Source organism: Alsobacter sp., from assembly GCF_059501845.1.
In genome coordinates this window covers 84,255-106,308 of sequence record NZ_JCACDK010000003.1, presented here as the reverse complement: position 1 = coordinate 106,308, position 22,054 = coordinate 84,255, and the positions used below count along the sequence as shown (strand labels likewise).

Here is a 22,054-nt window from a genome sequence, read left to right as displayed (position 1 = left end):
GTCCTTCGTCGTTGCCGGTCCCGCGGGGACCGGGAGAGTGGAAAACGGCGGTCAGGCCAGGGGTTGGAGGCCGGGCAGGAAGCGGCCCGGCATGAGCAGGCGCGCGATCGCCTCGACGAAGTAGTAGTCCCCGAACATCACGGCAGCGTCCGCGCCGATGCCATGCGGCTTCGAATAGCAGCCGTGCTTCAGGAGCCCGCGATGGGCGGGCTCGCGGGCCAGGTAGGAGCGGGCGAGCCCTGCCAGAAGCGCGACGCCTCGGCGCGTCCAGAACTCGCGCGCAGCCTCGTCGGGATGCAGCGCACCAATGTCAAGCATCCCGGCTGCAGCGATGGCCCCAGCCGACGAGTCCTCCTCGGAGTTGGGCGATGGGTCGTCGAAGTCCCAGGGCGGGCAAACCCGGTCGCCCAGCATTTGCAGCCAGCGCTCGCCGAGCCGGACAGCGATGTCGAGATCGGCGACGCGCCGCGTCCGGGCGGCCGTCGCGGCGTATCCGATGAGTGCCCAGCCCGTCCCGCGCGACCAGTTGGACTCGTCGCCATGCCCCTGGAAGGTGTAGCCGCGCCGCCGCTCGCCCGTGAGCGTGTCGTACTCGACGGCATGATAGAGCGTGTCGTCCGCCCTGATGAAGGCCCGCGCGGTGTGCGCGGCGTGGGCCTGAGCGGCAAGGCGAAAGCTGTCGTCACCGGAGATGTCGGTCGCCCAGTAGAGCAAGGGGATGTTGGCCATGGTATCAATGGCCGAGCTCGCCCGTCCGCGGGGATCGCTGAGCGGGCCCCACGACGACACATAGGCACCGGCCTGCGTGCAGACGATGCGCGCCCTGAGCCTGCCCGCTGCCTCGAGGCCCAGCTCCTTGAAACTTCGATCCCCCGTGATGCGATACAGCGGCACCGCAGAACTCCAGAAGATGAAGCCGATGTCGTGCGTGTTCGGGTCCTCGGCGCGGCGGGCGACGAGGTCCATGCGCGACCGGGCGAGATCCAGGAAACGCGGATCGCCGGTGTGAAGATGGGCGGCCGCAAGCAGGCCGACCCAGAAGCCGCAGAACCAGTTTCCGTGACTCCAGGCGTCGCCCTCATAGCCCGCAGAGCGGGACGCCGGCATGGTCTGCCAGTTGCCGTCGGGCGCGGTGACATAGGGGAAGTCCACCCCGATCGCGGCCTCGTCCTCCAGGACCTTGCGGCACAGAAGGTCGAGCGCGTCCCGGAGAGGCTCGCGTTCGGCGGGAGAGACGTCGAATTCCGGCATTGCAGCGCTCCTCAGGCCGCCCGCGCCGCGGCCGCCCGGCCGAGGATGAGGTCGGACGCCTTCTCGGCGATCATGATGGTCGCCGCGTTGGTGTTGGCGCTCACCATGACCGGCATCACCGAAGCATCGACCACGCGCAGCCCGTCGAGCCCGCGCACGCGCAACTCGGGATCCACCACAGCCAAGGGGTCGATCCCCATCTTACAGCTGCCAACGGGATGGTACTGCGTGTGGCAGGTCCGCCGGACGTACTCGTCAATTTCCGCATCCGTCCGCACGGCCGGGCCGGGATCGAGTTCGGCGCCCCGGTAGGGATCGAAGGCGTGCTGGGCGATGATATCGCGTCCGATCTTGATGCCGTCGCGCAGCGTCGTGACGTCTCCTTGCGATGCAAGGTAGTTCGGATCGATGGCCGGTGCCTCGCGCAAGTCGGACGAGCGGATCATCACGCTACCCACGCTTTCAGGCCGCGAGACATTGATGAGCGGCTGGAAGCCGTGCTGTTTGTAGATCTCCCGGCCATGGTCCGCGTAGAGGATCATGATGAAGTGGAACTGGAGATCGGGGGCGACCAGTTCCGAGCGCGACTTCACAAAGGCGACCGCCTGGATGCCGGGATGGGCGGCGGGGCCCGTCTTGAACATCGCGTACTGGGCGAGCGAACGAGCTGCCGCGACCGGATGCATATTGCGCAACAGCGAAATCGGCTGCGTGCAGAGCTGGCGCATGGTGACCGCGACATGGTCCGACAGGTTCTGCCCGACACCCTTCAGCGCGTGCGTCACCGTGATGCCGAGCGGGCGCAGGTGGTCGGGATCGCCGATCCCGGAGAGCTGCAGCAGCTGCGGCGAGTTGATCGCCCCTCCGGAGAGGATGACCTCGCGCGCGGCGCGCACGGTTTCCCGCTTCCCCCGGCGCACATACTCGATGCCAGTCGCTCTCCGGCCTTCGACCACGATGCGGGAGGCATGCGCCTCGGTGATGATGGTCAGGTTGGACCTGCCTTCTGCCGGGCGCAGGTAACAGACGGCCGCGCTGGCGCGCCGGCCGTTGACGATCGTGCTCTGCAGGGCGCCGAAGCCCTCTTGCTCGGCGCCGTTGACGTCGGGATTGCGGGGGTAGCCCGCCTCGACGCCGGCCTCGATCCATGCCTTGGCCAGCGGGTGAAACTCCGTGACGCCGATTGTCCCGAGCGGACCGCTGCCACCCCGGAAATCGCTTTCACCGCCCTCCCAGTGCTCTGCACGCTTGAAGTAAGGCAGGACGTCGGCATATGACCATCCCGTATTGCCCAGCTGCGCCCAGTGATCGAAGTCGGTCGCGTGGCCACGCATGTAGACCATGCCGTTGATCGAGCTGGAGCCGCCCAGGACCTTGCCGCGAGGCCAGTAGAAGCTGCGGCCACCCGCGTGCTGCTGCGGAATGGTGTGATAACCCCAATCGACCTGGCCGGTGATCATGAGCCGGAGGTAGCCAGCGGGCATGTGGATGAAGGGGCTCCTGTCCCTCACGCCGGCTTCGAGCAGCAACACCTTGATCGTTGGATCTGAACTCAAACGGTTGGCGAGCACACAGCCGGCCGAGCCCCCGCCGACGATGACGAAGTCATACATGAAACGTCCTCCCTGACGCCTGACCCGGGCCTGCTGCCTTTATGAAAGCGCTTTCAGACTAGCACTGGGATTGCTTCCCGCGCAAGCTGATCGACGGCGCTCCACCCCAGGTCAGGCTATGCTTACCCGTCGCAGGCGCTACTGCGGCGCCCGGCCGCTACCGCGTGGTATCCGTCCCCGTCATCCAATCATATTGGACGACGCGGCATGCTGCTTTACTCGCCCCAATGTGGAAAAGGGGCTAACCGACAGTTGGGACCAGGGGGAGAGCGCAGCGAGGATCTTGGACGCCAGCTCGGCGGCCGAAGGCCGCATGAAGGCCAGAGTCCGCCTCGCGCCAGCAGGCGACATTCGCCTTGGCATCGAGTTAAGACCGCTCTCGACTCGGATCTGACTCTCGCCCCTGGGGCGAAGCGGGCCTCTTCGTGTGCGGCCCTGGCGTACGTGGCCTACAGTGCGTAAGCGCACGATCAAAGCCATCGCGGACCCAACGCCGGAAGATCATGGCCTTGGTGTGAGCGCCCTGCCTGCCGCTCTTTCCGGGGCGGCCGGACTCACGGGCGACCATGCCACGGCTCGGTCGATAGGGACTGCCACGACGTCGGACGGGGCTGCGCGCGACGCCGCAGAGACCTCCAGGATGTAAAACCGCGAGGGCGGCGGAGGTGCAGGCGCTGCTCCGGCCGTAATGACGTAACCTGTGACAGGATGGCGCTACAAATGGGATCAGACTTGGGCCATGCCGCCGTCGACGCAGAGTTCCGCGCCGGTGATGAAGCTGCTGTCAGAGCCAGCGAGGAAGTTGACGGCTGCGGCAACTTCTTCCGACCGCCCCATGCGCCCGAGAGGGATCAGCCCGCTCAGGGTCTTGCGCACTTCGTCCGATGCGGCGGCCATCATGGGCGTATCGATAGGACCGGGGCTGACCACGTTGACCCGAATGCCGCGCGGCGCCAGTTCGTTGGCCCAAGTGCGGGTGAAGGCGCGCACTGCTGCCTTGCTGGCGCCATAGACCCCGTAGCCCTTCGTACCGATTTCACCCGCGATTGAGCCGATCAACACGATCGCGCCGCCCGGCGGCATGAGCTCGGCCGCTTTCTGAACCGCGAAGAGCGGTCCCCTCACGTTCAGGCCGAAGGTCCTGTCGAAGTGGTCCTCGCTCACCTCACTGAGGGTCGCGAACTCCGACAGGCCGGCATTGACGACCAGGATGTCGATCCGACCTGTCTCCGCTCCGACAGTTCGGAACACCGTATCGAGGCCATTGAGGCTCGATGCATCGGCGCGCACCGAGCGGACCTTCCCCTTGCGCGTAGCCTGCGGCGATTCCGTACGGCTGGTGGCGAAGACAAGCGCGCCTTCCTCCGCAAGTCGTGCCGTGATGGCGCTGCCGATGCCGCCCGCGCCGCCGATCACGACGGCGACTTTGTCGTGGAGTGTGCTCATGTCCATCTCCTCTGGGACTTGTAGGCACACAGATATAAAGTGTAGACCTACGGTCAATTACGCACCACATATTGCGTAGATATCGCGGAGTATACCGATGCCGAAACCGGCGCATAACCGTGCGGATCGACATCCGGGACCGAACTCCGTCGTGCGGAATAAGACCGACGAGGCGCTGATTGACGCGCGCCGCACCCGGCCCATTCTGGAGCACATCGCCAACAAGTGGTCGGTGTTAATTCTGACCGTGCTGTGCACGCGGCCGTCCCGCTTCAACGAAATCATGCGACGCTCGACGGCATCACGCACAAGGCGCTGGCAGATGCACTAAAACGCCTGGAGCGAAACGGCCTGGTCAAGCGCACCGTGCTGCCTACGGCGCCGGTCGGGGTCGAGTACACGATAACGCCGCTGGGCTCGTCGCTACGCGAACCCTTCACCGCGCTCTACGATTGGGCGCTCACGCACGGGTCCGAGCTCGAAGCCGCGCAGAGCGCGTTTGACGGGAAGCACAATTGAAGCTGTCCGCCGCGTTTCGGCAGTGATCACCTTCAATGGGGTTCGATCTGGCGTTTTCGGCGTAGAACCATGAATTTTAATTCGAGTACCTCTGGCCGACGTCTTGGACAAAGCTTGGGGTGCCGTTCCGGCCACCAAAGTCAGTCGGCTGTCCGGACGCCCGCCTCTTTGGCCAGCTTGCGGATGCGGGCCTTCACCGTCTCGTCCAGGGGGGTGTAGACCACCAGCCCGAGGTCAGGCCGACCGTCGACGGCGAACGCCGAGTACTCCATCTCGAAAGTGCCCAGCACCGGATGGTGCAAGTGCTTCACCCCTTCGCCGGGTGCGTAGACGTCGTTCTGCTGCCAGAACGCGGCGAATTCCGCGCTGGCCAGGCACAGCTCCTCGACGAGATCCGTGATGGCCTTGACGGCGCCGGCGCGTGCGGCGTCGACACGGAATGCTCCCACGAGGAAGCGAGCGACGCTCTCCCAGTCCTTCTGCTTGTGGCGGTTCGCGGGGTTGCAGAAGACCATGCGCAGGATGTTGCGCTGGTCCGGCGGGAGCGTGCCGTAGTCGGTGAGGACGATGGCAGCCGCCCGGTTCCAGGCGACCACGTCCCAGGTCGGCGTCTTGATCAAAGCCGGGCAGGCGTCGAAGGAGTCGAGCAGGCGCTGCAGCCGCGGGCTCACCCCTTGCGCCGGCGCGTAGCGCATCTCCGGCGGTCGTCCCAGTCCCAGGACGAACAGATGTTCGCGTTCGAGATCGGTGAGCATCAGGCCCTTGGCAATCCGGTCGAGCACGTCCGCCGACGGGGCGCCGCCGCGCCCCTGCTCCAGCCACGTGTACCATGTGGGGCTGATATTGGCGCGCTGCGCCACCTCTTCACGTCGCAGGCCGGGCGTGCGCCACCGCCCGCTGAAGCCGAGCGCTGCGGCGTCGAGCCGTGTCCGGCGATCCCGCAGAAAGGCGGCCAGCGTGTTGGCCTGAGGCTGGGGCATGCTGACCCTATTATAAGTTATACTAGGATAACGTCACGTCTTTTACAGGATACCTCACCGGCTCAGGCTTTGGGAGATGGACGAAAGGAGTTCTTCCGATGCGCATCTTCCTCACCGGCGCGACCGGCTTCATCGGTTCGGCCGTGCTGCCCGAGCTGATCCAGGCCGGCCATCACGTCATTGGCATGACCCGCTCCGCGGAGGGCGCCCGAGCCCTGGCGCAGGCCGGAGCCGAGCCGCATACCGGCACGCTGGATGACCTCGCCAGCATCCAAGCCGGAGCCGAGAAGGCGGAGGCCGTCATTCACACCGCCTTCGACCACGACTTCGCGCATTTCCTCGAGAATTGCGAGAAGGACCGCCGCGTCATCGGCGCGCTCGGCTCCGTGCTGAAAGGGTCGAACCGTCCGCTGCTGATCACATCCGCGATCGGGATGGGCAGCGCAGGTCCCGGCGAGCTGGCGCGGGAGGACCTGTTCAACGACGCGTATCACAACCCGCGCATTGCCTCGGAGCGAGCCGGGAACGAGTTGCTGGATGCCGGCGTGAATGTCTCCGTCATGCGCCTCCCCCAGGTACACAACACGGTGAAACAGGGCCTCATCACGCCGCTGATTGCCATCTTCCGGGAGAAGAGCGTCGCGGCGTATGTCGGCGACGGCAGCAACCGCTGGTCGGCGGCGCACCGGAACGACGTCGCCTTGTTGTACCGGTTGGCGATTGAGGCGGGGGAGCGCGGGGCGCGCTATCATGCCGTCGGCGAAGAAGGTGTCCCCGTGCGCGACATCGTGGACACGCTCGCGCGCGGGCTCGGCATTCCTGCAGTCTCGGTGTCCCAGAACCACGCGGTCGAGCACTTCGGCTGGATGGCGATGTTCGCTGCCATGGACATGCCGGCCTCCAGCGCCTGGACGCGGTCGAGGCTCGGTTGGACGCCCACGGGTCCCGGGTTGATCCCGGATCTTAAGGCCATGGCTTTCGGGTAATTTTCCAAGGGTCGAAAGAAGAACAATCGGCGAGCGGAATTCCCGAGAGTCAGTTATGGGGCAGTCTAGCAATGCTCGCATTCGGCGCGAACGAGCCCATCCACAAAGGCCAGGAAAGCCCTGAGCTGTGGGGGCGCGGATGAACCAGAATCACTGGCGAGGTTCCTCGAAACCTCGGCTTAGCCGTACGCGTTCAGAGCTTCAGGCGGATGAGCTCGAAAAATGAAGTGGGCGGAATACACTGCCGGAGTAACTATCGTTTTGATGGTCCTGTCCGACATCTTCAGGACCGTCCTTCTACCTCGGCCCACGCATCGGGCGCTCCGGCTTGGCCCCCTCCTGGGCATGACCCTTGCCCCCCTCTGGAGACACATGGCTGGCAGACTTAGCTCGCCGACTTCGCGTCAAACATTGCGCGCAAGCCTTGGACCGCTGCTTCTCGTGCTCTCCATCGGGATCTGGGTCGCATCGATCGTGCTGGGGTACGGGCTAATGTTCCATGCCCGGGCCGAGGACATGCAGCCGATGCCCAGCTTCGCCGACGCAATCTTCCACGCAGGGTCGGCGTTCATGACAATCGGCTTCACCGACCTCACGATCCACGGTCCGAGCCGGCTCACTGTCGTGCTGGCCGGAATGACAGGTCTGGCGGGCGTCACGATCCTCGCGACCTTCATCCTTTCAGTGCAGTCGGCTCTTCAGGTGCGCGAAGTCCCGGTCATCCAGATGGCCGCCACCACGAAGTGTCCGCCGACCGGGCTGGGTATTCTCGTCAACATCGGGCAGGAAGGACGCGGAGATCGCGTCGCCGAGATGTTTCGGACCTGGAGCAAGTGGTCAGCTGCCGTCCTGCACGACCATCGCGCAAATCCGGTTCTAATGAACTTTAGATCAGCGGATGAGAACTGCGAGTGGCTCGCCGCCCTCGGTGCCATGCTCGACGCGGCGAGCATCCTACTCGCCCTGGTAGAAAGCGACAGCGTCTCTCCAGGCTGGATGCTTGCACGCGAGTTTCACGCTGTCGGGTCGCACACCGTCACGCAGTTGGCCGCCATCTTTCGCCTGGAGGCTGGAGCGGAAAATGAGAGATCAGACTTGGCGCCGGTCCGCAGTGCCGATGTGGCGGTCTTGAGGTCGATGCTGACGGAGGCTCGCTATCGTCTGATCAATGCCAACGACGGCCGAGCACGGCTTGAAACGTTGCGAGCTCCATACGAAGCAGACCTGCGAGCGCTTGGAAAGCAGTTCGACATCCTTGTTGATCCAGGTCTCGCCTGAAGGCGTTGGCGGCAAGCCGAATTCGAATGTCGTTCAGACTACCGGATTGTTGCCCCGGCCGTCCGAACCGGTCGGTCAGAATGTCGCACACGAACGGCAGACGATTGCGCCAAGGGGAACCGAGCTTATCCGTCGATTAAGGTCGGGCATCCACCCGATGCAGACCTCACCTCCGCCGCGAACTAGTGTCCGACTTGGGTCAACTCCAGCCGAGCGAGCCGTCCAAACTCACGGTCCGAGTTGGGGGAAAGCGGTCTTCCATCCGCTGGCCCTAGACGCTGTCGATTGCGCACGCCAGATCACCGGCATGTGTCGTCGCGCTTGGCCCGTCGTATCAACGCCGCAAACGACTTGGCTGCCGCAGGATTGTTTGGATCGACGTTCATGGCCTCACGGACGTCCTCCACCGATGCGCCCATCCCGAGCAAGGCGGCAGCGGAGACGAGGTCAGCCATCGTGATCTTTGCGGCGGCGAGAACTTGGACCCGCTGCCGCATGGCCCCTACCTCGCCCGGGATTTGCGGCGCGAGCTTGCAAAGCGAGAGCGCCCCTGCCCGCCACACGTCGTCCCAGCTGTAACGAAGAGAATCGTGCTCGCGATCAGCGGGAGCCCGCAAGGCAAAGGCGTCATCCATCATGGCGAAGATGTCTGGCGCGATCGCCGGACCGAACACATCGAGGCGCGCCAGGAACGTCGCCGATACGGCACGCTGCTCGCGGTTGCGCATCAGGTCTGTGGCGAGATCCGTGTATGGCTGAAGCGCCGTGGGGGGAAGGGTCGCAAGGGAGCCAGTGATAGCCCTGACCTCGCCGTTCCATGCTTTACGCGCGCGGTTCTCGGTTGGGGGCGACGGGAGGCGCTTGAGGCGGGCGGCAAGCCCGGTGGCAAGAGCGGCGGTCAGCGACGGATCGATCTCGGCCGCAAAACCGACGGCACCGCTCGTGCGGGTTGGAAGAGGAATGCGGACATTGTCGACGATCCGCAAGACGCGCCCGGCGTCGGTCCGGTCAGTACCATTGCTCCGCCGGGTGAACGGAGAACCAATGCTGTCGATGTAGTCGTCGATAACCTTGGCCTCGAGGTCTGTGGGAGCGCTCGTGGATGCGAGGATGCGGTCCACGACCCGGGCCTGCTCCATTCGCAGCGCGGCTTGGGGTGACTGACCTTCGCCGACGGCGGCAGGCGGGGAGGGCCGAAGGTCGAGGCCCAGCCTTTCCGTTACGAACCGGCCGAGGGGGACCTCGTACTCGGCCGGAGTCCGGTTCAGATATTCCGTGACCCGCGCCCATCCATGGGCCGTCCTCAACTCGGCGCCGTTCTCGATCCAGGGAATGAACGCGCCCGGCAGGCGCTGCCACACGATGCCGGTGCGCTGGTACCGCAATGAGAAGCCGTCAGCACTCCGGTCCCAGTACGCGATCCGCCATGCAGCCACCGTGTCCGTCCACGCGTTGTAGCCGGCGGAGAAGGTCGATTCTGCAGACTTGACCTCGCCATAGGCCAGCACGGCGTCAGCCTGCGCAAGGGAGGCCTTCTCTCCCACCAGGCATGTCCCGCCCGCGATCGCCAGCCGGAGGAGCTGCTCGGAGGAAATCGGCTGGGCGATGCCCCGCCGTTCTCCGGCCGGCTCGGGCAGACTCACCGGGCGATTGGCCGTAAGCGGGCCTGGGTCGTCACAATGGTCCCGCTTTTCGAGGCGCCATGACCAACCTGTCATGTCCGCAGAAGGCTCGAGTTTCGGCGAGCGAGCCGCAGAACCATTCTCTCTTTTCTGCGGCGACGCAACGGGCACGGCAATCACCTGCCCAACTGCACCAGTAAGAAGCAGGCGGCGGCACAGGTCGTCGCACTGTCCGTCTCCATCCCAGGTACCGCGGCTGGCCCGCAGAACGGCCAGCGTGCCCTGATGTCCCACGGGCGAGATTGCGTCCGTGTCCTGCGCCGCCAAGGCGGCGGCACCGCCGTCCAGCCATGCGTTCACCCGCCATGCGCGGAACACGAAGAAGTCGGCCATCGCGAGCAGCGCCAGTGCAAACGCGAGCCCGGCGCGCGTGCGACCCTTGCGAAAGCTGCTCCAAGATCCCCAGGCCAGGCGCAACGAGGAAGCGAGCAGAAACAAGGAGGGTAGCGCCATCACCAGGATGGCGATTGGAATGCCGACGATCGAGATCAGCGCGACGATGATGACGACCTGGCCGAGAGGGCTTACTGCGACGAGGGCCAACCCTCCGAAGGCGGCAAGCGCCCAGTCACTCCAGATCCAGCGCAAATGCCATTCTCCGCTCGCAGAACGAGAATGACAGGGCGAAGCTACCCTGACGTGAATCGGGCGCGCAGCTGGGGAATCCCGAGTTCCGTCTAGACCTACGTGACTGGCGGGCGGCGGATCTTGTCATACGCGACAAGGTGACCCAGACCGCGCTTTCTACATCGTCTTCGGCTAGCAACCCTATCTTTTTCGACCGGGCCGACGCTATGGACGTGAGAACGCTTCGGTACGAGATCTTGTCTAGGACTCCTGCTGCGATGTCGCCGACATGGCCAGGATGTTAACGCTTGAGAGGTTATTCTTTCACAATGGCGCCTGTGGAAAATTTTTATTCGATACTTGAAGTAGTGGGGCGATGGGCGCCCACTTATCCGATTTTGCTTACTCCTGCAGAACTTGCGTCCCACTTCATAGGTTCATTTTGGGTAGGAAGTTTGAACGCGCATATATCCGGGCAAACCTCAGAGCAAAGTCGGATCAGCATTCTTATTGCTCTGAGTAAGAAAGACGATCATCCCGGAATATTCTTCTATGGCTTCTCTCACGGTACAACTTACAATATCATCATCGGTAGAAATGTTCAGCCAACGGATAAGCCTCACATAAATTTAATCAGCTACTTCGAGTGCCTATCAGCTGAAGATCTGAGCCACTGTTTCCATCTTCTGGCTCAAGGAAGTGTAGAACACTACTCGCAGCGGGTGCTGGATTTGATTTTGTCGATGATAGTATCATTAGATGATATTGCTGATTACTGCAGAATCTACAATGTTGATCCGCCCAGGTTTATACAATCGAGGAGATTCACCGAGGCTGACGTCCGAAACTATCTTCGACGCCTTGTAAAGCGAGGCGATAAGCCTAAACCGAAAGGGCAAATTTATTCGGATGTTCTGAGTAAAATCCGCATTTCCCGGCCTGCATTCGACAAGGTCTGGAAGGAAGAGGTCCCCTCAAGTTGGCGCAAAAGCGGTGCGCCTCCAAAAAAAACGCGATCGCCAAGGTGATTCGATTGCTCGACTGATTTCTAAGTATCCGCAACGGGTTGTTACGATCATGCATTGTTTTCAGTTCGAGATCTATTCAATCACGCGGTGAGCTGCCGGAATGGGGCATGACACTTCGTCAGCCCAACTCCAGATCTAAGACGCCCCGCCCGCGGCCTTCGTCGTTGCCGCACGTTGCACCGCGCGGACAGTTGCTCGCCCTGGTCCGCATTATCGCGCGCGCTGCCGCCAAGGACCTTCTCCGCCATGAGAAGGACGCGCCGTGAGCAAGCACATTCTTGGTTCAAGAGGGAGCGACTTTCCCCCGACCTCCCCGGCCGCGCACCCCGGCAACCCCATCCGCGCCCTCTTCGGTGACCATCCCCCTTCCTGGGTGCTCTCCTGCAAGGCAGGGGCGCAGTCCAATGTCGTCGAGTACCTCGTCCATGGCGTGCCCTTGCAGAAGCCCCACATGGGCTTGCAGCGGTGCGGGTTCATCGCCTGCCCGTACTGCCCGGGCGAGGTGATGCGCCGCCATCGCCGGGTCCACCAGGACCGCCTCGCCCTTCTCCCGACGGGCCTCTCCTACGCCCAGGTCACCCTGACCATCACTGACGTCCCGCTGGGCCAGCTGCAAGACGCGCGCGCCCTGGTCAGCGCCACGCTGAGCAGGGCGATCGAGGCGCGCAGCGTGAAGGCTGCGCACTCCAGCCAGGGCCTCGTCGGGCGGATCTCCGCGGCCCATGTGACTCTGACCTGGGTGCGGCGTTGGCACCCGCACACACACCTCGTGCTCGCAGCACAGGGCGATGCTGTGGTGGCCGGCGAAGCGCTCGCGCACGTCTACTGCGACCGCCTGCGCAGGGCCGGAAGGCGCGTCACGTCGGAAACCGTCGACGTTGGCCTGGCGCCCACGCCCAGGGACCTGATCGCCTACCTCGCCCGACCTTGGTCCCGCGAACCGAACCACGACGGCTCCCTGGACGGTCTTGGCCTGGCCGCCCTCGGTCTCCGGGGCGACCCCGTTTGCGCCCAGGCCTACCGTGAACTCGTCCAGGCGTTCGCCCGACGCTCGCTGTTTCGCGGCGCCGGCGTGCTGGGCGCTGGCCAGACGAGGGGAGACCGCGAGTGACTCGCTTCCACTACCTTCCCCCGCAGCCGGGCGATGATGGCCCGTTCGACGACCTTGGCGTCACCAGCCTCGGCGCGATCCGGTCGGAGCCGATGCCATGGTTGTGGCGCCGCTATCTCGGCCTGGGGATGATCACCTTGCTGGCCGGCGAGGCGGGCACGGGAAAGTCCCAGGTCGCGGCAGCCCTGAGCGCCTCCGTCACGGCTGGCGCACTTTGGCCCGACGGCACGGAGGCGACGGTTCGCGGATCAGTGTTGATCTTGGGGACCGAAGATGCGCTGGGGCACACGATCCGCCCTCGCTTCTTGGTCGCGGGCAATGTCCTCGGCCGGGCGCACGTCCTTACGGTCACGCACGATCCCGCCGTAGACCTCGCCCGCATCGCCGCCGCTGTGGAGCGGATCGGCGACGTGCGCCTGGTGATCTTGGACCCCCTGGCAACGGTCCTGGGAGCGGGTCACCTGGGCACTCGCGGACGCATGACCGCGCTGGCCGACATGGCGAAGAGCTACGGCTTCTCCGGGCTGGGAATCAGCCACTTGGCGAAGGGTGCCAGTACCCGCGCCGTGGAGAGGGTCCTCGGCTCGGTCGCTGTCGGCGCGGTCTCGCGGGCCGTGTTCCTGGTCGGGCGTGATCCGGATGATGCCGGCCGGCGTCTGATGATCCAGGCGAAAGACAATCTCGGTTCCGCCCGGCCGCTCGCGTTCCGCATCCAGGAGTGCACCGTCGAGGACGGCATCGAGACGTCGCGCGTCGTCTGGGAGGAGACCGCTCCCGTCGTCCCTCTCGATGCCATCCTGGCGGCGAAGCGCCCGGACACGGCCGGCCGCAGTGCGCTTGAAGAAGCCTGCGAGTTCCTGCGCAGCGAGCTGGCGGATGGGCCGGTGCTGAGCGTCGACCTGAAGCGCAGCGCTTCGGAGTGCTTCATCAGCCCCGCCACCTTGCGGCGCGCGATCAAAGCGCTCGGCCTCGTCAAGACGAAGCTCGGGTTTGAGGAGGGCTGGCAGTGGGAGCTGCCGGAGGAGCGGAACATGCTCAAGAACAAGGAAGATGAGCATGGTTCGGAGATGAGCAAGTTCCAGCGCGGTGATCAAATTCGCGACGAATAGGAGCCGTGATCGTCGTTCCAGTTGCGAATCCAAAACGTCCTATCAACATGGGTAAACCAAGGGGTGTGCGCGATGAAGAATATCACGATCTCCGAGATCCACGCCTGGGCGAAAATGGCGGACTGTTCTCTCGACAGAATCTCCGAAGGGAGCGGAATCAAGATCGGTATCCTGATGAACATTGCCTCCTTCCTGGACGGGAACGAAACGATCGATTTCGAGAACTTTCGGACGGCCTGGGAGGCGGAGAAGAAGTCGCAGGCCAAGCCGTCCGAGCTGGAGCCCAGCTTTTTCGATGGAGAGCCGCCCGTCTCGACGCCGCCCAATCAGGATGGCTCGCCCGAGGAGACGGCGCCCGAAGGCGCAACGCCGGGCACCGGCGACCTCGTCGCCGACCGTGTGCACACGCCGCCGCCGGTGCCCACGGAGGATGACCTGCCTCAGGAAGGCGAGGCGGCTCACTCGACTGCGGCGGCCGGGCCGGCCGCGCAGGCCACGAAGCAGGGACGGGCGAACAGGAAGAATAAGACCGCGAAGGCTGACAGCCAGTCCCCGCGCTCCAAGAATGCAACCCGGCCGGCCGCCGATCCCGTGGTGCACGAGGAGGACGCGTTCGACCGCGTCGAGGCCGCGATCAGGATTCGCGAGCTTGGCTCTGTCGCGGGCCGCAACAATCTCGAAGTTGGGAGGCTCTCCCTGGTTGCCAAGGCCAACCTCCCGCACGGTCAGTTTGGAAAGTTCGTGGAGAGCGAAACGCGCATGAGCCGGACGTATGTCGGCAACTGCATGCGCGTAGCGGAGCTGATCGGCGACAGAAAAATCTCAGACTCTGAGAAATTGCCGTGGGAGGCGCTCACTCTGCTCGCTCGCGCAAAGCTTGATGGCCCGGGTCGCGTCGAGTTGCTGAACCTCTTGCTCGGCGACGACTGCCCGCCCCTGAAGGAATTCAGGGAGATCCTGGAGAACGTGAAGAGTGCTTATGGCGCGAACACGGTCGTGAACACAGTCCCGCGTGAGAACGAAGAGGCGAAGCAGCGGTTCGACTCCCTGCTCGAGCATGCGCTGCGCGACGCCCTGCTGGAGGCTGCGAAGGCTCTCGGCCCCCGCGCTGCGACCGAGCGCTTCAAGGCCAAGCTCATCACCGCCGCTGCCGATCAGGCGGCGTGATCTGGAAGGAACACCCCGAGAAAGGACAGCATCATGAATGCGGACCTCAAGACCGTCATTAACCCCGAAGTCGAGGCGTTGCTCAACAAACATGACCTCTGGAGGCGCTCGGACTGCGAGTACAACGCGGCCGTGTGCCTGACCATGGATGCACTGACTGAGCTGGAGGTGCTCGAGACGGCTCTGCAGAATGCAGAGTATGCTGACGAGTTCCTCTCGGGCACGGTGGAGCGCGCTGTCACGCTGCTCCAGGACGCGAAGCGGCTGTTGGCTCTTGACGAGTCGCCTCTTCTGAGCCGCCGGCCCGGCGGCACTGTCGCCGTTGGTCGTACCCTGGACGCGGACAACGCGAGCGCTTCCGATGACGCTGCGTAAGCGCCCCGACCTGGCCTTCTCGGACGCCTCATTGCCCTTCGCGCCGGCGCCCGTCCAGCTACCCGCAACGCGTGAGCCGACTGCCTTCGAGCAGTCGGTGATCGCCGAAGCCAGGAGCAAGCGCCCGAAGCCACGTCCGCAGCTGCAGCTGGTGCGCGACGAGCAGGGGAGGGCCCACCTGGGCCCTCCTCACGCGGATGCCGAAGGGCACTCGACCGCGATGGCAGTTGCCCTGGGGAGCACATCGCCGGCGTTCCAGCGCACTGAGCTGAAGCGCCTGGCGGCCTGCCGGTTGTCTCAGCACCGTGCGCCTGACGAGGACGACATCAACACGGCGCTGGCCGTCGTTGCCGCGGCCGAGCCGCAGAACGAAATGGAAGCCGCTCTCGCCGTGCAGATGGCCGCCGTACATCAGGTCGGAATGGCGGCCATCGCCAGGGCAGCCAAGACGGAGTTCGACCCCGAGCAGTCTGGCGCGCACATGCGGACAGCCACACGTGCCATGCGCATGTATTCGGAAATGCTGCTCGCCCTCCACAAGCTGCGCAAGAAGGGCGACCAGCACATTCGGGTGGAGCATCTGCACCTTGAGTCGGGTGCCCAGGCCATTATCGCGAACGACGTTGCGGGGCGTCGCCAGGATGAGCGTGAGTAGGACCGGATCAGCCCAACACGTTCGAAGGACATACGACGATGAGCAGGAAGCAGAGTGATCCCGATACGGCTCTCCAGCTTGGTGATCTCAGGGCGACGCTGGCCCAAGCGCTCACCCGGTTGGAGCAGATTGAGATGAAGCTCGACAAGCTCGTGGAGCAGCCGGCCGTCGCCCCCCGGCCACGCAGACCGGTGAAGCTCTTCGACGACGAAGACGACGACATCCCGTTCTGATCGCGTCGCAACGCCCGGGGTCGATCCAAAAAGAAGGGAGCAAGCCGACGATGACGCCTGACAGCCCGGCCTATCGCCTCTGGCAGTCGCCCCGGTGTGGGGCCAAGACCCGCGCGGGTACGCCCTGCCAGCGCGCGGCCAACAAGGGCAAGACCCGCTGCCGCCTGCACGGGGGCGGGAAGGGCAGCGGGGCTCCCGCCGGCAAGCGCAACGGCAATTGGAAGGGCGGCGCCTGGACGAAGGGTGAGATCGCCGAGAAGCGCGCGGTCAGCGCCGTCCTGCGGGACGGCAGGGCGCAGCTGCGCAGTCTGAAGGAGGAGGGGTGATGGACGACTACTTCGACGACGAGGAGCGCGCCTTCTTTCGCAAGCACCCGGATATCGAGGCGATCTTCGAGCGCCACGAAATGTTCGAATATGGCACCGACGTGATCGGCCCCGTCTTCGCGCTCCTTGTCGAATGCAGCGCGATTCTGGAGGAGGTCGCATATTGCGCGTTGGGGCAGAACGCAGTTGACGATCACAGCCTCGCTGAAATCGGGAAAGTCCTGCAGCTCCTTCCCGACATCCTGACTTTGACCAAGGCCGCGCCATCAAGCCCGGTGAAGCTCGCCTGGGTGGTATGGGACGGCGAGGAATGGCGTCTCGAAAGCCTGCCGCCGCGGGAGGACGACAAGGCTGCTTGATGTAAGAAGCGAGCCCGAGGAAAATCTGCTACAATGTCTTCAGCATCAGGAGTGAGGCCATCGGCCTCCGCCAACCGGCCCGTGGCACGGTGGCGACCCGCAAGGGGATGCGGCCGAGCCCGGCAACCACGGCGCCCTCAGCCAGCTCCCCTCGTGCGTGCTCCCCCGACCGGAGGAAGACATGGCGCAGCAGGATCGGCCCCGACCCACCTCGAACCTGGAACTCATGAAGAAGCACTTGGCCGAAGCCGAAGTGGCGTACGGGCCGGAAGCACTGCCGACTAGAATGCTTCGCGCCGAGATCGCGCGATGGGAGCGGGATCTGAGAGAGCGTCGTCAGACCTTCGCCGAGCACTACTTCGCTGGCCCGGCCAGCAGCATCGGCAGGAGCCGCGGATGAGCGCCGGACGGTTTGAGACTGCGCTCGAGGCTCTTGAACAATGCTGACGCGCGTCGAGCACCTTGAGCGGATGTACAAGAGCAAGGTCGAAGATCCCGATTCACCGAGCGCGCGTCCCGGTGGTAATGGTGGGCCCGTGCGCATGGCCTATGGCTGATCAAGCTAACGCTCGAAGAATGGGTAGAAGCACACCGCGACGAGGGGCTTAAGGGCTCCTGATCAATCCCGGGTAAAAGCGTGCGGCAGGCGCGACCCGGCCCGCCGCACGGGCCCAGTCATGAAGAGACCTTCGTCGTCCGCTTCTTCCTGGGTGCAGGCGCAGGACTCGGTGTGGCAGCCGCCTTGCTGCGCAATAGCCCAAGGCCGCTGGCCTTTGCCAGCTCAGATCGCCGAGCCGCATACGATGGCGCGACCATCGGGTAGTCGGACTTCAGTCCCCACTTCGTCCTGTATTCGTCGGGCGTGAGACCCAGGCCCCCTAAGTGACGCTTCAGCGTCTTGTACTTCCGGCCATCCTCGAGGCTGATCAGGTAATCCGGTGTGATCGACTTTTTGACGGGCACGGCGGGTACCAGGGGCTCGCTTTCCGGTTCGGGCGACTTTCCGGAAGCAGCGCTCGTCAGCGAAGCATGCACCGACGCGATCAGTTCAGGCAATTCTCGCACCTGGATGGTGTTGTTCGTGACGTAGGCGGCCACGACGTCGGCGACGAGATCGAGGATCTCGCGACCTGCTTCGTCAGACATCTGATGCTCCGTTTGGATGTTGCGCCCCGGAAGATGGGACACCACTGGTCAGCGCACAAATGATCTCAGCTGCGAAGTAAGGAGCCCAGCTAGTTAGGCACAGATCATTGGTGGGTGCGCTCTGCCCGCTCTGAGCGCCGTACCTTCTGCCACTAGGGCAGGCTCCAGCGTCAGGCGGACGAGACGAACAGCGACCATGACACACACCTTGAACTCGGGTTTTGACATACCATCTGACGCATAGTTTAAGGTTCATGCGTCAGGAGGGGTGGCATGATTGTCGGCTACGCGAGAACCAGCAGCGTGGAGCAGATCGCAGGACTGGAAGCGCAGGAACGAGACTTGAAGGCTGCAGGCTCAGAGAAGATCTACTCCGAGCGCGTTTCGTCGATAGTCAGGCGACCTGAACTCGAGGCTGCTTTCGATTTCCTCCGCGATGGCGACACTCTCGTCGTCACGAAGCTGGATCGGCTCGCGCGCTCCGTCGCGGATTTGGTGCGGATCTTGGGACGTCTCGGCGAGAAGGGCGTGACTCTTCGGGTGATGCAAATCGGGCTCGACACCTCGACACCCACGGGAAAGCTGATGCTCAACCTGCTCGGGTCGATCGCCGAGTTCGAGCGCGACCTGATGCTGGACAGGCAGCGAGAGGGAATTGCAAAGGCGAAAGCTGACGGCAAGTACAAGGGACGGAAGCCGACAGCGAGGGCGAGGGCGTCGGACATTCTTGAACTTACCGCGCAGGGGCTTAGCAAAGCGAAAATCGCTGCGCAGCTCGGCATTTCACAGCGCAGCGTTTTCCGCGTTCTCTCGGATGAGCAACGCCGCGGGGCGCTTCGCTGAGGCATGAAGTGCAGGGTCATGCCCTGGCGGCCGCCTACCTTGCGAGTTTAGTCGGTGCGCAAAGTTATTCCGCAACGCGCGCTATTGATCGACAGCCGACCGCCTTCAGGTCGGAAGCCTTTCAACCCAACCCCTCACTTTCGCGGCCGTCGAACTTAGGTGGTCGGCAGCCCAGGACACGGAAGGCCATCGCCAGCACTCCAGGCGAACACGGCCACCGATCTCCAACGCCTGTCCGGTTCGAGCATCCCGATCCTGGCTCAGGAACCGATCCAAGCGCTGGGCGCTAAGCCAGGATGCGGTTGGGCAGACAATGCGCACGCGGGGACCAGCTGGTCTCACGCGTGCTAAGGCAATCGAGAGGTAGCCACTGCCGGTCACGACAGAGACTTGGCGCGGCTGCGATCTGCTACCGAGAGCCCTGTTTCGCGGTCAAAAGCCGGCGAAGCATTCATTTCATACACCGTGTCGACCTTCGGCCTTCGTAGCCCGCTCGTCAACGTAGGGCACCGAACGATGAGCGCCCCGAAACTGTGTAGACGTTCGGCCAGCCAGTTGCGCGGGAACGGGATGACTTGGTCCCTGCGGCCGTTCAATGCGAGCGAGCTCACGTGCAAGATCTGCCTGGGTGAAAGGCTTGCTGAGCTTGGGCAGGGTCGGATCCGAACCAGGCGGGAGCTCTGAGTAACCCGTAGTGAGCAGAACTGGCATCTCTGGCCACCTCTTGCGGATCGCGCTTGCCAGCTGCGTGCCAAGCATTCCGGGCATCAGCTGGTCCGTGATGACGAGCTGAATGCCGCTCTCACCGCCCAGCAGTCGAAGCCCTTGCTCGCCCGACGCTGCTTCGAACACCGTATGGCCAAGGTCCTCGAGCATGGCCGTGGTGTTGGCCAGGACCAAATCGTCATCATCGACGACGAGAACCGTGAGGGGTGACACCCCTCGAATTTCGGACGTCGGCGTTGCGGGCGGCTCGTCCGCCTGATCGCCGGACGCTATCGGCAGAAGAATGGTCGCCTTGGTTCCTATGCCGGCCTCGCTGCTGAGTTCGAAGCGTCCGCCCAGCTGTTCCGCCATGCCATGGACCATCGAGAGGCCGAGCCCGGTGCCCTTCCCGACGCCCTTCGTCGTGAAGAACGGCTCGATGGCCTTGGCCAGGGTTTCGGCATCCATTCCAGTGCCTGCGTCCTCAACGGTCAGCGCTACAAAACTGGCACCTGCTTCTGACTTCAGCTCAGCCGACATCGTGATCGTTCCACCTTGAGGCATGGCATCGCGTGCGTTCACGACGAGGTTGAGAATTGCGAGTTCCAGCTGGTTCGCGTCGGCCAGGGCCCGGGGCAGGCGTAACGGGAACTCCGTGCGGATCTGGATGGTCGGACCGATAGACCGTTCCAACAGGTTTGACAGGCTGTGCACAAGGCTCAGGACATCGATCGGTTCGGTCTTGAGTGCCTGACGGCGGGCAAAGGCCAGCATGCGCCCAGTGAGCGAGGCGCCGCGCTTGGCAGCTTCGAGCGAGTTGTCGATGAACTTCAGCAGCTGAGGGTCCTTCACCCGCCGACGCATCAGGTCGAGGTTGCCCATAATGACGGCCAGCAGATTGTTGAAGTCGTGCGCCACTCCGCCGGTCAGCTGGCCAATCGTTTCAATCTTCTGAGCCTGTGTGAGCGCGACGCGTGCTTCTTCCAGCTCCTGTTGGCTCCTCCGCAGCTCTGTGACGTCACGTGTCACTTTGGCAAACCCGAGAAGCTGCCCGTTTTCGTCGCGGATGGCGTCGATCACCACATGCGCCATGAAGCACGTGGCGTCCTTGCGGATCCGCCACCCTTCATGCTCGAACCGCTCCTCTCGTGCGGCAGTCTCGAGCGCCTGCCGTGCCAGCCCACGTTCCTGGTCTTCTTCAGTGTAGAAACGGGAGAAATGCTGCCCGACGATTTCGCCTTCGGAGTAGCCGTGGATGCGCTGCGCTCCCGTGTTCCAGTTTGTGACATGGCCTTGCGGGTCGAGCATGAAAATCGCGTAGTCCGCCACGCCCTGGACGAGGAGTCGAAATCGCTGCTCGCTCGCGCTGCGGGCGAGGGCCTCAGTCTGAAGCTGCTGTGCGAAGCTTCTGTCGATGCTTGCTGCGACAATCCCGAGCAGAAGAATGAGCAGCGTCGTAGTGGCGACCCAGACGGCGAGGTGGGTCTGGCCCACGCTGGCTGTCGTGGCAACATGTTCATCGGAATAGGCAGTGAAACTGGCGCCCTGCATCGCGGCGTAATGCATGCCGGCAATAGCGATACCCATCACCGGAGCGGCTAGGAGGCGCTGCCTGAAGCTCGCCTGCCGAATGGCAAGCGAAAGGGCTGCGGTTGCAGCACCAACGGCGATCAGGAGAGAGACTGCAACCCAAAAGTGGCTATAGCCGAGATCGGCCTGCATCCGCATAGCGGCCATGCCGGTGTAGTGCATTCCGGCGATTCCGAGACCCATCAACAAGCCGCTGAGCGCCAGAGTGATCCGTCCACCCCCGTTGGCTTTGCTGACCAGCCAGAAGCCCATTGCGGTCACGGCAATGGGAAGCACCAGCGAGACGAGCGTGAGCGCGAGATCGTACGTGACCTCCATGCCGGGAAGGCTGAAGGCCAGCATCGCCACGAAATGCATGGACCAGATGCCGCCGCCCATGGCCAAAGCCGCGGCTCCAAGCCAGGCGCTCTTTGCCAGGCCCGATCCGGCGCGCATGCGCGCAGCCAGATCCAGTGCGGTGTAGGACGCTACGACCGCGATCAGGATTGAGAGGAGAACGAGGGTACTGTCGTGAACGCCTGGATGGTGCATCGCGGCTCGAATGGGAGTTGACTGTGTCACATTCCTGGCGCGAACATTCTAGAAAATCAAGTGCAGGCGAAAATACGTCCCAAGTATCCGATTCAGACAAGCATTCGTCAAAAATAATCTACTGCATCCGGCATCCCGTACATCGATAAGGTCGAAAGAAATCAAACTTCGTCCTCTGATTTGCTTTGAGCTGCCTGGTCGATCATCGAAGACGAACTGCGCTGCGATCAGCCGAAGCTGTTCGGGCTGCCTTCCGGACTTTGAACGGAGGGCCGTTGCGATACCGGTGCCACTGGAAGCAGCTGACGACGGTAAATCGCTCACACCGGGTGAGGCGACCGGCGGAAACGGATCCGATCACGCTTGGGAATCAAATGCCGCAACGGCCTCTGACCCAACGTCGCTGATCGTCCATACGCTCTGGTGCAGTGATCCATGCACGCGAACTTGCCGTCGGTGCCGCGCGAACATACGGCGTTTGGACAAGGACCGCGATGAATCCAAATCGCCGAAGCGGACGCAGACTCCGTGTCCCACAGGGCTTCCGCCTGAGC

General features: G+C 63.8%; 20 protein-coding genes, 1 pseudogene and 1 riboswitch. Of the genes and pseudogenes, 14 read left to right on the top strand and 7 right to left on the bottom strand.

What is annotated here, in order from left to right; all coding sequences use genetic code 11:
- Positions 1-51: 51 nt before the first annotated feature.
- From AC5JCN_RS04650 to AC5JCN_RS04640, 3 genes are all read right to left on the bottom strand, one after another.
- Positions 52-1,251, bottom strand: a complete 1,200-nt coding sequence (locus AC5JCN_RS04650; RefSeq protein ID WP_495753859.1) for a glycoside hydrolase family protein — start codon at positions 1,249-1,251, stop codon at positions 52-54.
- Positions 1,252-1,262: 11 nt separating this feature from the next.
- Positions 1,263-2,864 (bottom strand): choline dehydrogenase, encoded by a 1,602-nt coding sequence (locus tag AC5JCN_RS04645; RefSeq protein ID WP_495753858.1) that lies wholly within the window; start codon positions 2,862-2,864, stop codon positions 1,263-1,265.
- 726 nt (positions 2,865-3,590) lie between these two features.
- Positions 3,591-4,310 (bottom strand): SDR family NAD(P)-dependent oxidoreductase, encoded by a 720-nt coding sequence (locus tag AC5JCN_RS04640; RefSeq protein ID WP_495753857.1) that lies wholly within the window; start codon positions 4,308-4,310, stop codon positions 3,591-3,593.
- A gap of 97 nt (positions 4,311-4,407) precedes the next feature.
- On the opposite strand from AC5JCN_RS04640, the pseudogene AC5JCN_RS04635 reads away from it, so the two are divergent.
- Positions 4,408-4,829, top strand: a pseudogene (locus AC5JCN_RS04635) (winged helix-turn-helix transcriptional regulator).
- A gap of 140 nt (positions 4,830-4,969) precedes the next feature.
- Here the strand turns inward: AC5JCN_RS04635 and AC5JCN_RS04630 are convergent.
- Positions 4,970-5,809 carry a helix-turn-helix transcriptional regulator gene (locus AC5JCN_RS04630; protein WP_495753856.1) on the bottom strand — a complete coding sequence of 280 codons (840 nt, stop codon included), beginning with the start codon at positions 5,807-5,809 and terminating at the stop codon, positions 4,970-4,972.
- 98 nt (positions 5,810-5,907) lie between these two features.
- Between AC5JCN_RS04630 and AC5JCN_RS04625 the strand changes: the two genes are divergently transcribed.
- Both AC5JCN_RS04625 and AC5JCN_RS04620 read left to right on the top strand, forming a co-directional pair.
- On the top strand, positions 5,908-6,795 hold the full coding sequence (locus AC5JCN_RS04625; RefSeq protein WP_495753855.1) for an SDR family oxidoreductase: 888 nt from the start codon (positions 5,908-5,910) through the stop codon (positions 6,793-6,795).
- Between the two features lie 372 nt (positions 6,796-7,167).
- Positions 7,168-8,073 carry an ion channel gene (locus tag AC5JCN_RS04620; RefSeq protein ID WP_495753854.1) on the top strand — a complete coding sequence of 302 codons (906 nt, stop codon included), beginning with the start codon at positions 7,168-7,170 and terminating at the stop codon, positions 8,071-8,073.
- A 299-nt stretch (positions 8,074-8,372) separates the two neighbouring features.
- On the opposite strand, the gene AC5JCN_RS04615 is transcribed toward AC5JCN_RS04620, so the two are convergent.
- Complete coding sequence (locus AC5JCN_RS04615) at positions 8,373-10,343, bottom strand: hypothetical protein (protein WP_495753853.1); 1,971 nt, start codon at positions 10,341-10,343, stop codon at positions 8,373-8,375.
- 308 nt (positions 10,344-10,651) lie between these two features.
- Between AC5JCN_RS04615 and AC5JCN_RS04610 the strand changes: the two genes are divergently transcribed.
- From AC5JCN_RS04610 to AC5JCN_RS04565, 10 genes are all read left to right on the top strand, one after another.
- Positions 10,652-11,350, top strand: coding sequence for a hypothetical protein (locus AC5JCN_RS04610; protein WP_495753852.1), 699 nt, complete (start codon positions 10,652-10,654; stop codon positions 11,348-11,350).
- 262 nt (positions 11,351-11,612) lie between these two features.
- Complete coding sequence (locus AC5JCN_RS04605) at positions 11,613-12,461, top strand: hypothetical protein (protein ID WP_495753851.1); 849 nt, start codon at positions 11,613-11,615, stop codon at positions 12,459-12,461.
- Complete coding sequence (locus AC5JCN_RS04600; protein WP_495753850.1) at positions 12,458-13,570, top strand: AAA family ATPase; 1,113 nt, start codon at positions 12,458-12,460, stop codon at positions 13,568-13,570. Before AC5JCN_RS04605 ends, AC5JCN_RS04600 begins: the two co-directional genes overlap by 4 nt.
- A gap of 63 nt (positions 13,571-13,633) precedes the next feature.
- Positions 13,634-14,737, top strand: coding sequence for a hypothetical protein (locus AC5JCN_RS04595; RefSeq protein WP_495753849.1), 1,104 nt, complete (start codon positions 13,634-13,636; stop codon positions 14,735-14,737).
- Positions 14,738-14,770: 33 nt separating this feature from the next.
- Positions 14,771-15,112, top strand: a complete 342-nt coding sequence (locus AC5JCN_RS04590) for a hypothetical protein (protein ID WP_495753848.1) — start codon at positions 14,771-14,773, stop codon at positions 15,110-15,112.
- Complete coding sequence (locus tag AC5JCN_RS04585) at positions 15,099-15,767, top strand: hypothetical protein (RefSeq protein ID WP_495753847.1); 669 nt, start codon at positions 15,099-15,101, stop codon at positions 15,765-15,767. The genes AC5JCN_RS04590 and AC5JCN_RS04585 overlap by 14 nt, the downstream gene beginning before the upstream one ends.
- A gap of 38 nt (positions 15,768-15,805) precedes the next feature.
- Positions 15,806-16,000: a hypothetical protein gene (locus AC5JCN_RS04580; protein WP_495753846.1), complete on the top strand. Its 195-nt coding sequence runs from the start codon at positions 15,806-15,808 to the stop codon at positions 15,998-16,000.
- Positions 16,001-16,050: 50 nt separating this feature from the next.
- Entirely contained in the window at positions 16,051-16,326 is a 276-nt protein-coding gene (locus AC5JCN_RS04575) for an HGGxSTG domain-containing protein (RefSeq protein ID WP_495753845.1), read from the top strand.
- Positions 16,326-16,685 carry a hypothetical protein gene (locus AC5JCN_RS04570; RefSeq protein ID WP_495753844.1) on the top strand — a complete coding sequence of 120 codons (360 nt, stop codon included), beginning with the start codon at positions 16,326-16,328 and terminating at the stop codon, positions 16,683-16,685. Before AC5JCN_RS04575 ends, AC5JCN_RS04570 begins: the two co-directional genes overlap by 1 nt.
- Positions 16,686-16,722: 37 nt before the next feature.
- A riboswitch (SAM-I-IV-variant riboswitch) is annotated at positions 16,723-16,825 on the top strand.
- A gap of 41 nt (positions 16,826-16,866) precedes the next feature.
- Positions 16,867-17,085: a hypothetical protein gene (locus AC5JCN_RS04565; RefSeq protein ID WP_495753843.1), complete on the top strand. Its 219-nt coding sequence runs from the start codon at positions 16,867-16,869 to the stop codon at positions 17,083-17,085.
- Between the two features lie 275 nt (positions 17,086-17,360).
- Here the strand turns inward: AC5JCN_RS04565 and AC5JCN_RS04560 are convergent, their stop codons facing one another.
- Positions 17,361-17,831, bottom strand: coding sequence for a Ros/MucR family transcriptional regulator (locus tag AC5JCN_RS04560; protein WP_495753842.1), 471 nt, complete (start codon positions 17,829-17,831; stop codon positions 17,361-17,363).
- 273 nt (positions 17,832-18,104) lie between these two features.
- On the opposite strand from AC5JCN_RS04560, the gene AC5JCN_RS04555 reads away from it, so the two are divergent.
- Entirely contained in the window at positions 18,105-18,674 is a 570-nt protein-coding gene (locus tag AC5JCN_RS04555) for a recombinase family protein (protein WP_495753841.1), read from the top strand.
- Between the two features lie 456 nt (positions 18,675-19,130).
- Here the strand turns inward: AC5JCN_RS04555 and AC5JCN_RS04550 are convergent, their stop codons facing one another.
- Complete coding sequence (locus AC5JCN_RS04550) at positions 19,131-21,500, bottom strand: MHYT domain-containing protein (protein WP_495753840.1); 2,370 nt, start codon at positions 21,498-21,500, stop codon at positions 19,131-19,133.
- Between the last annotated feature and the right edge of the window lie 554 nt (positions 21,501-22,054).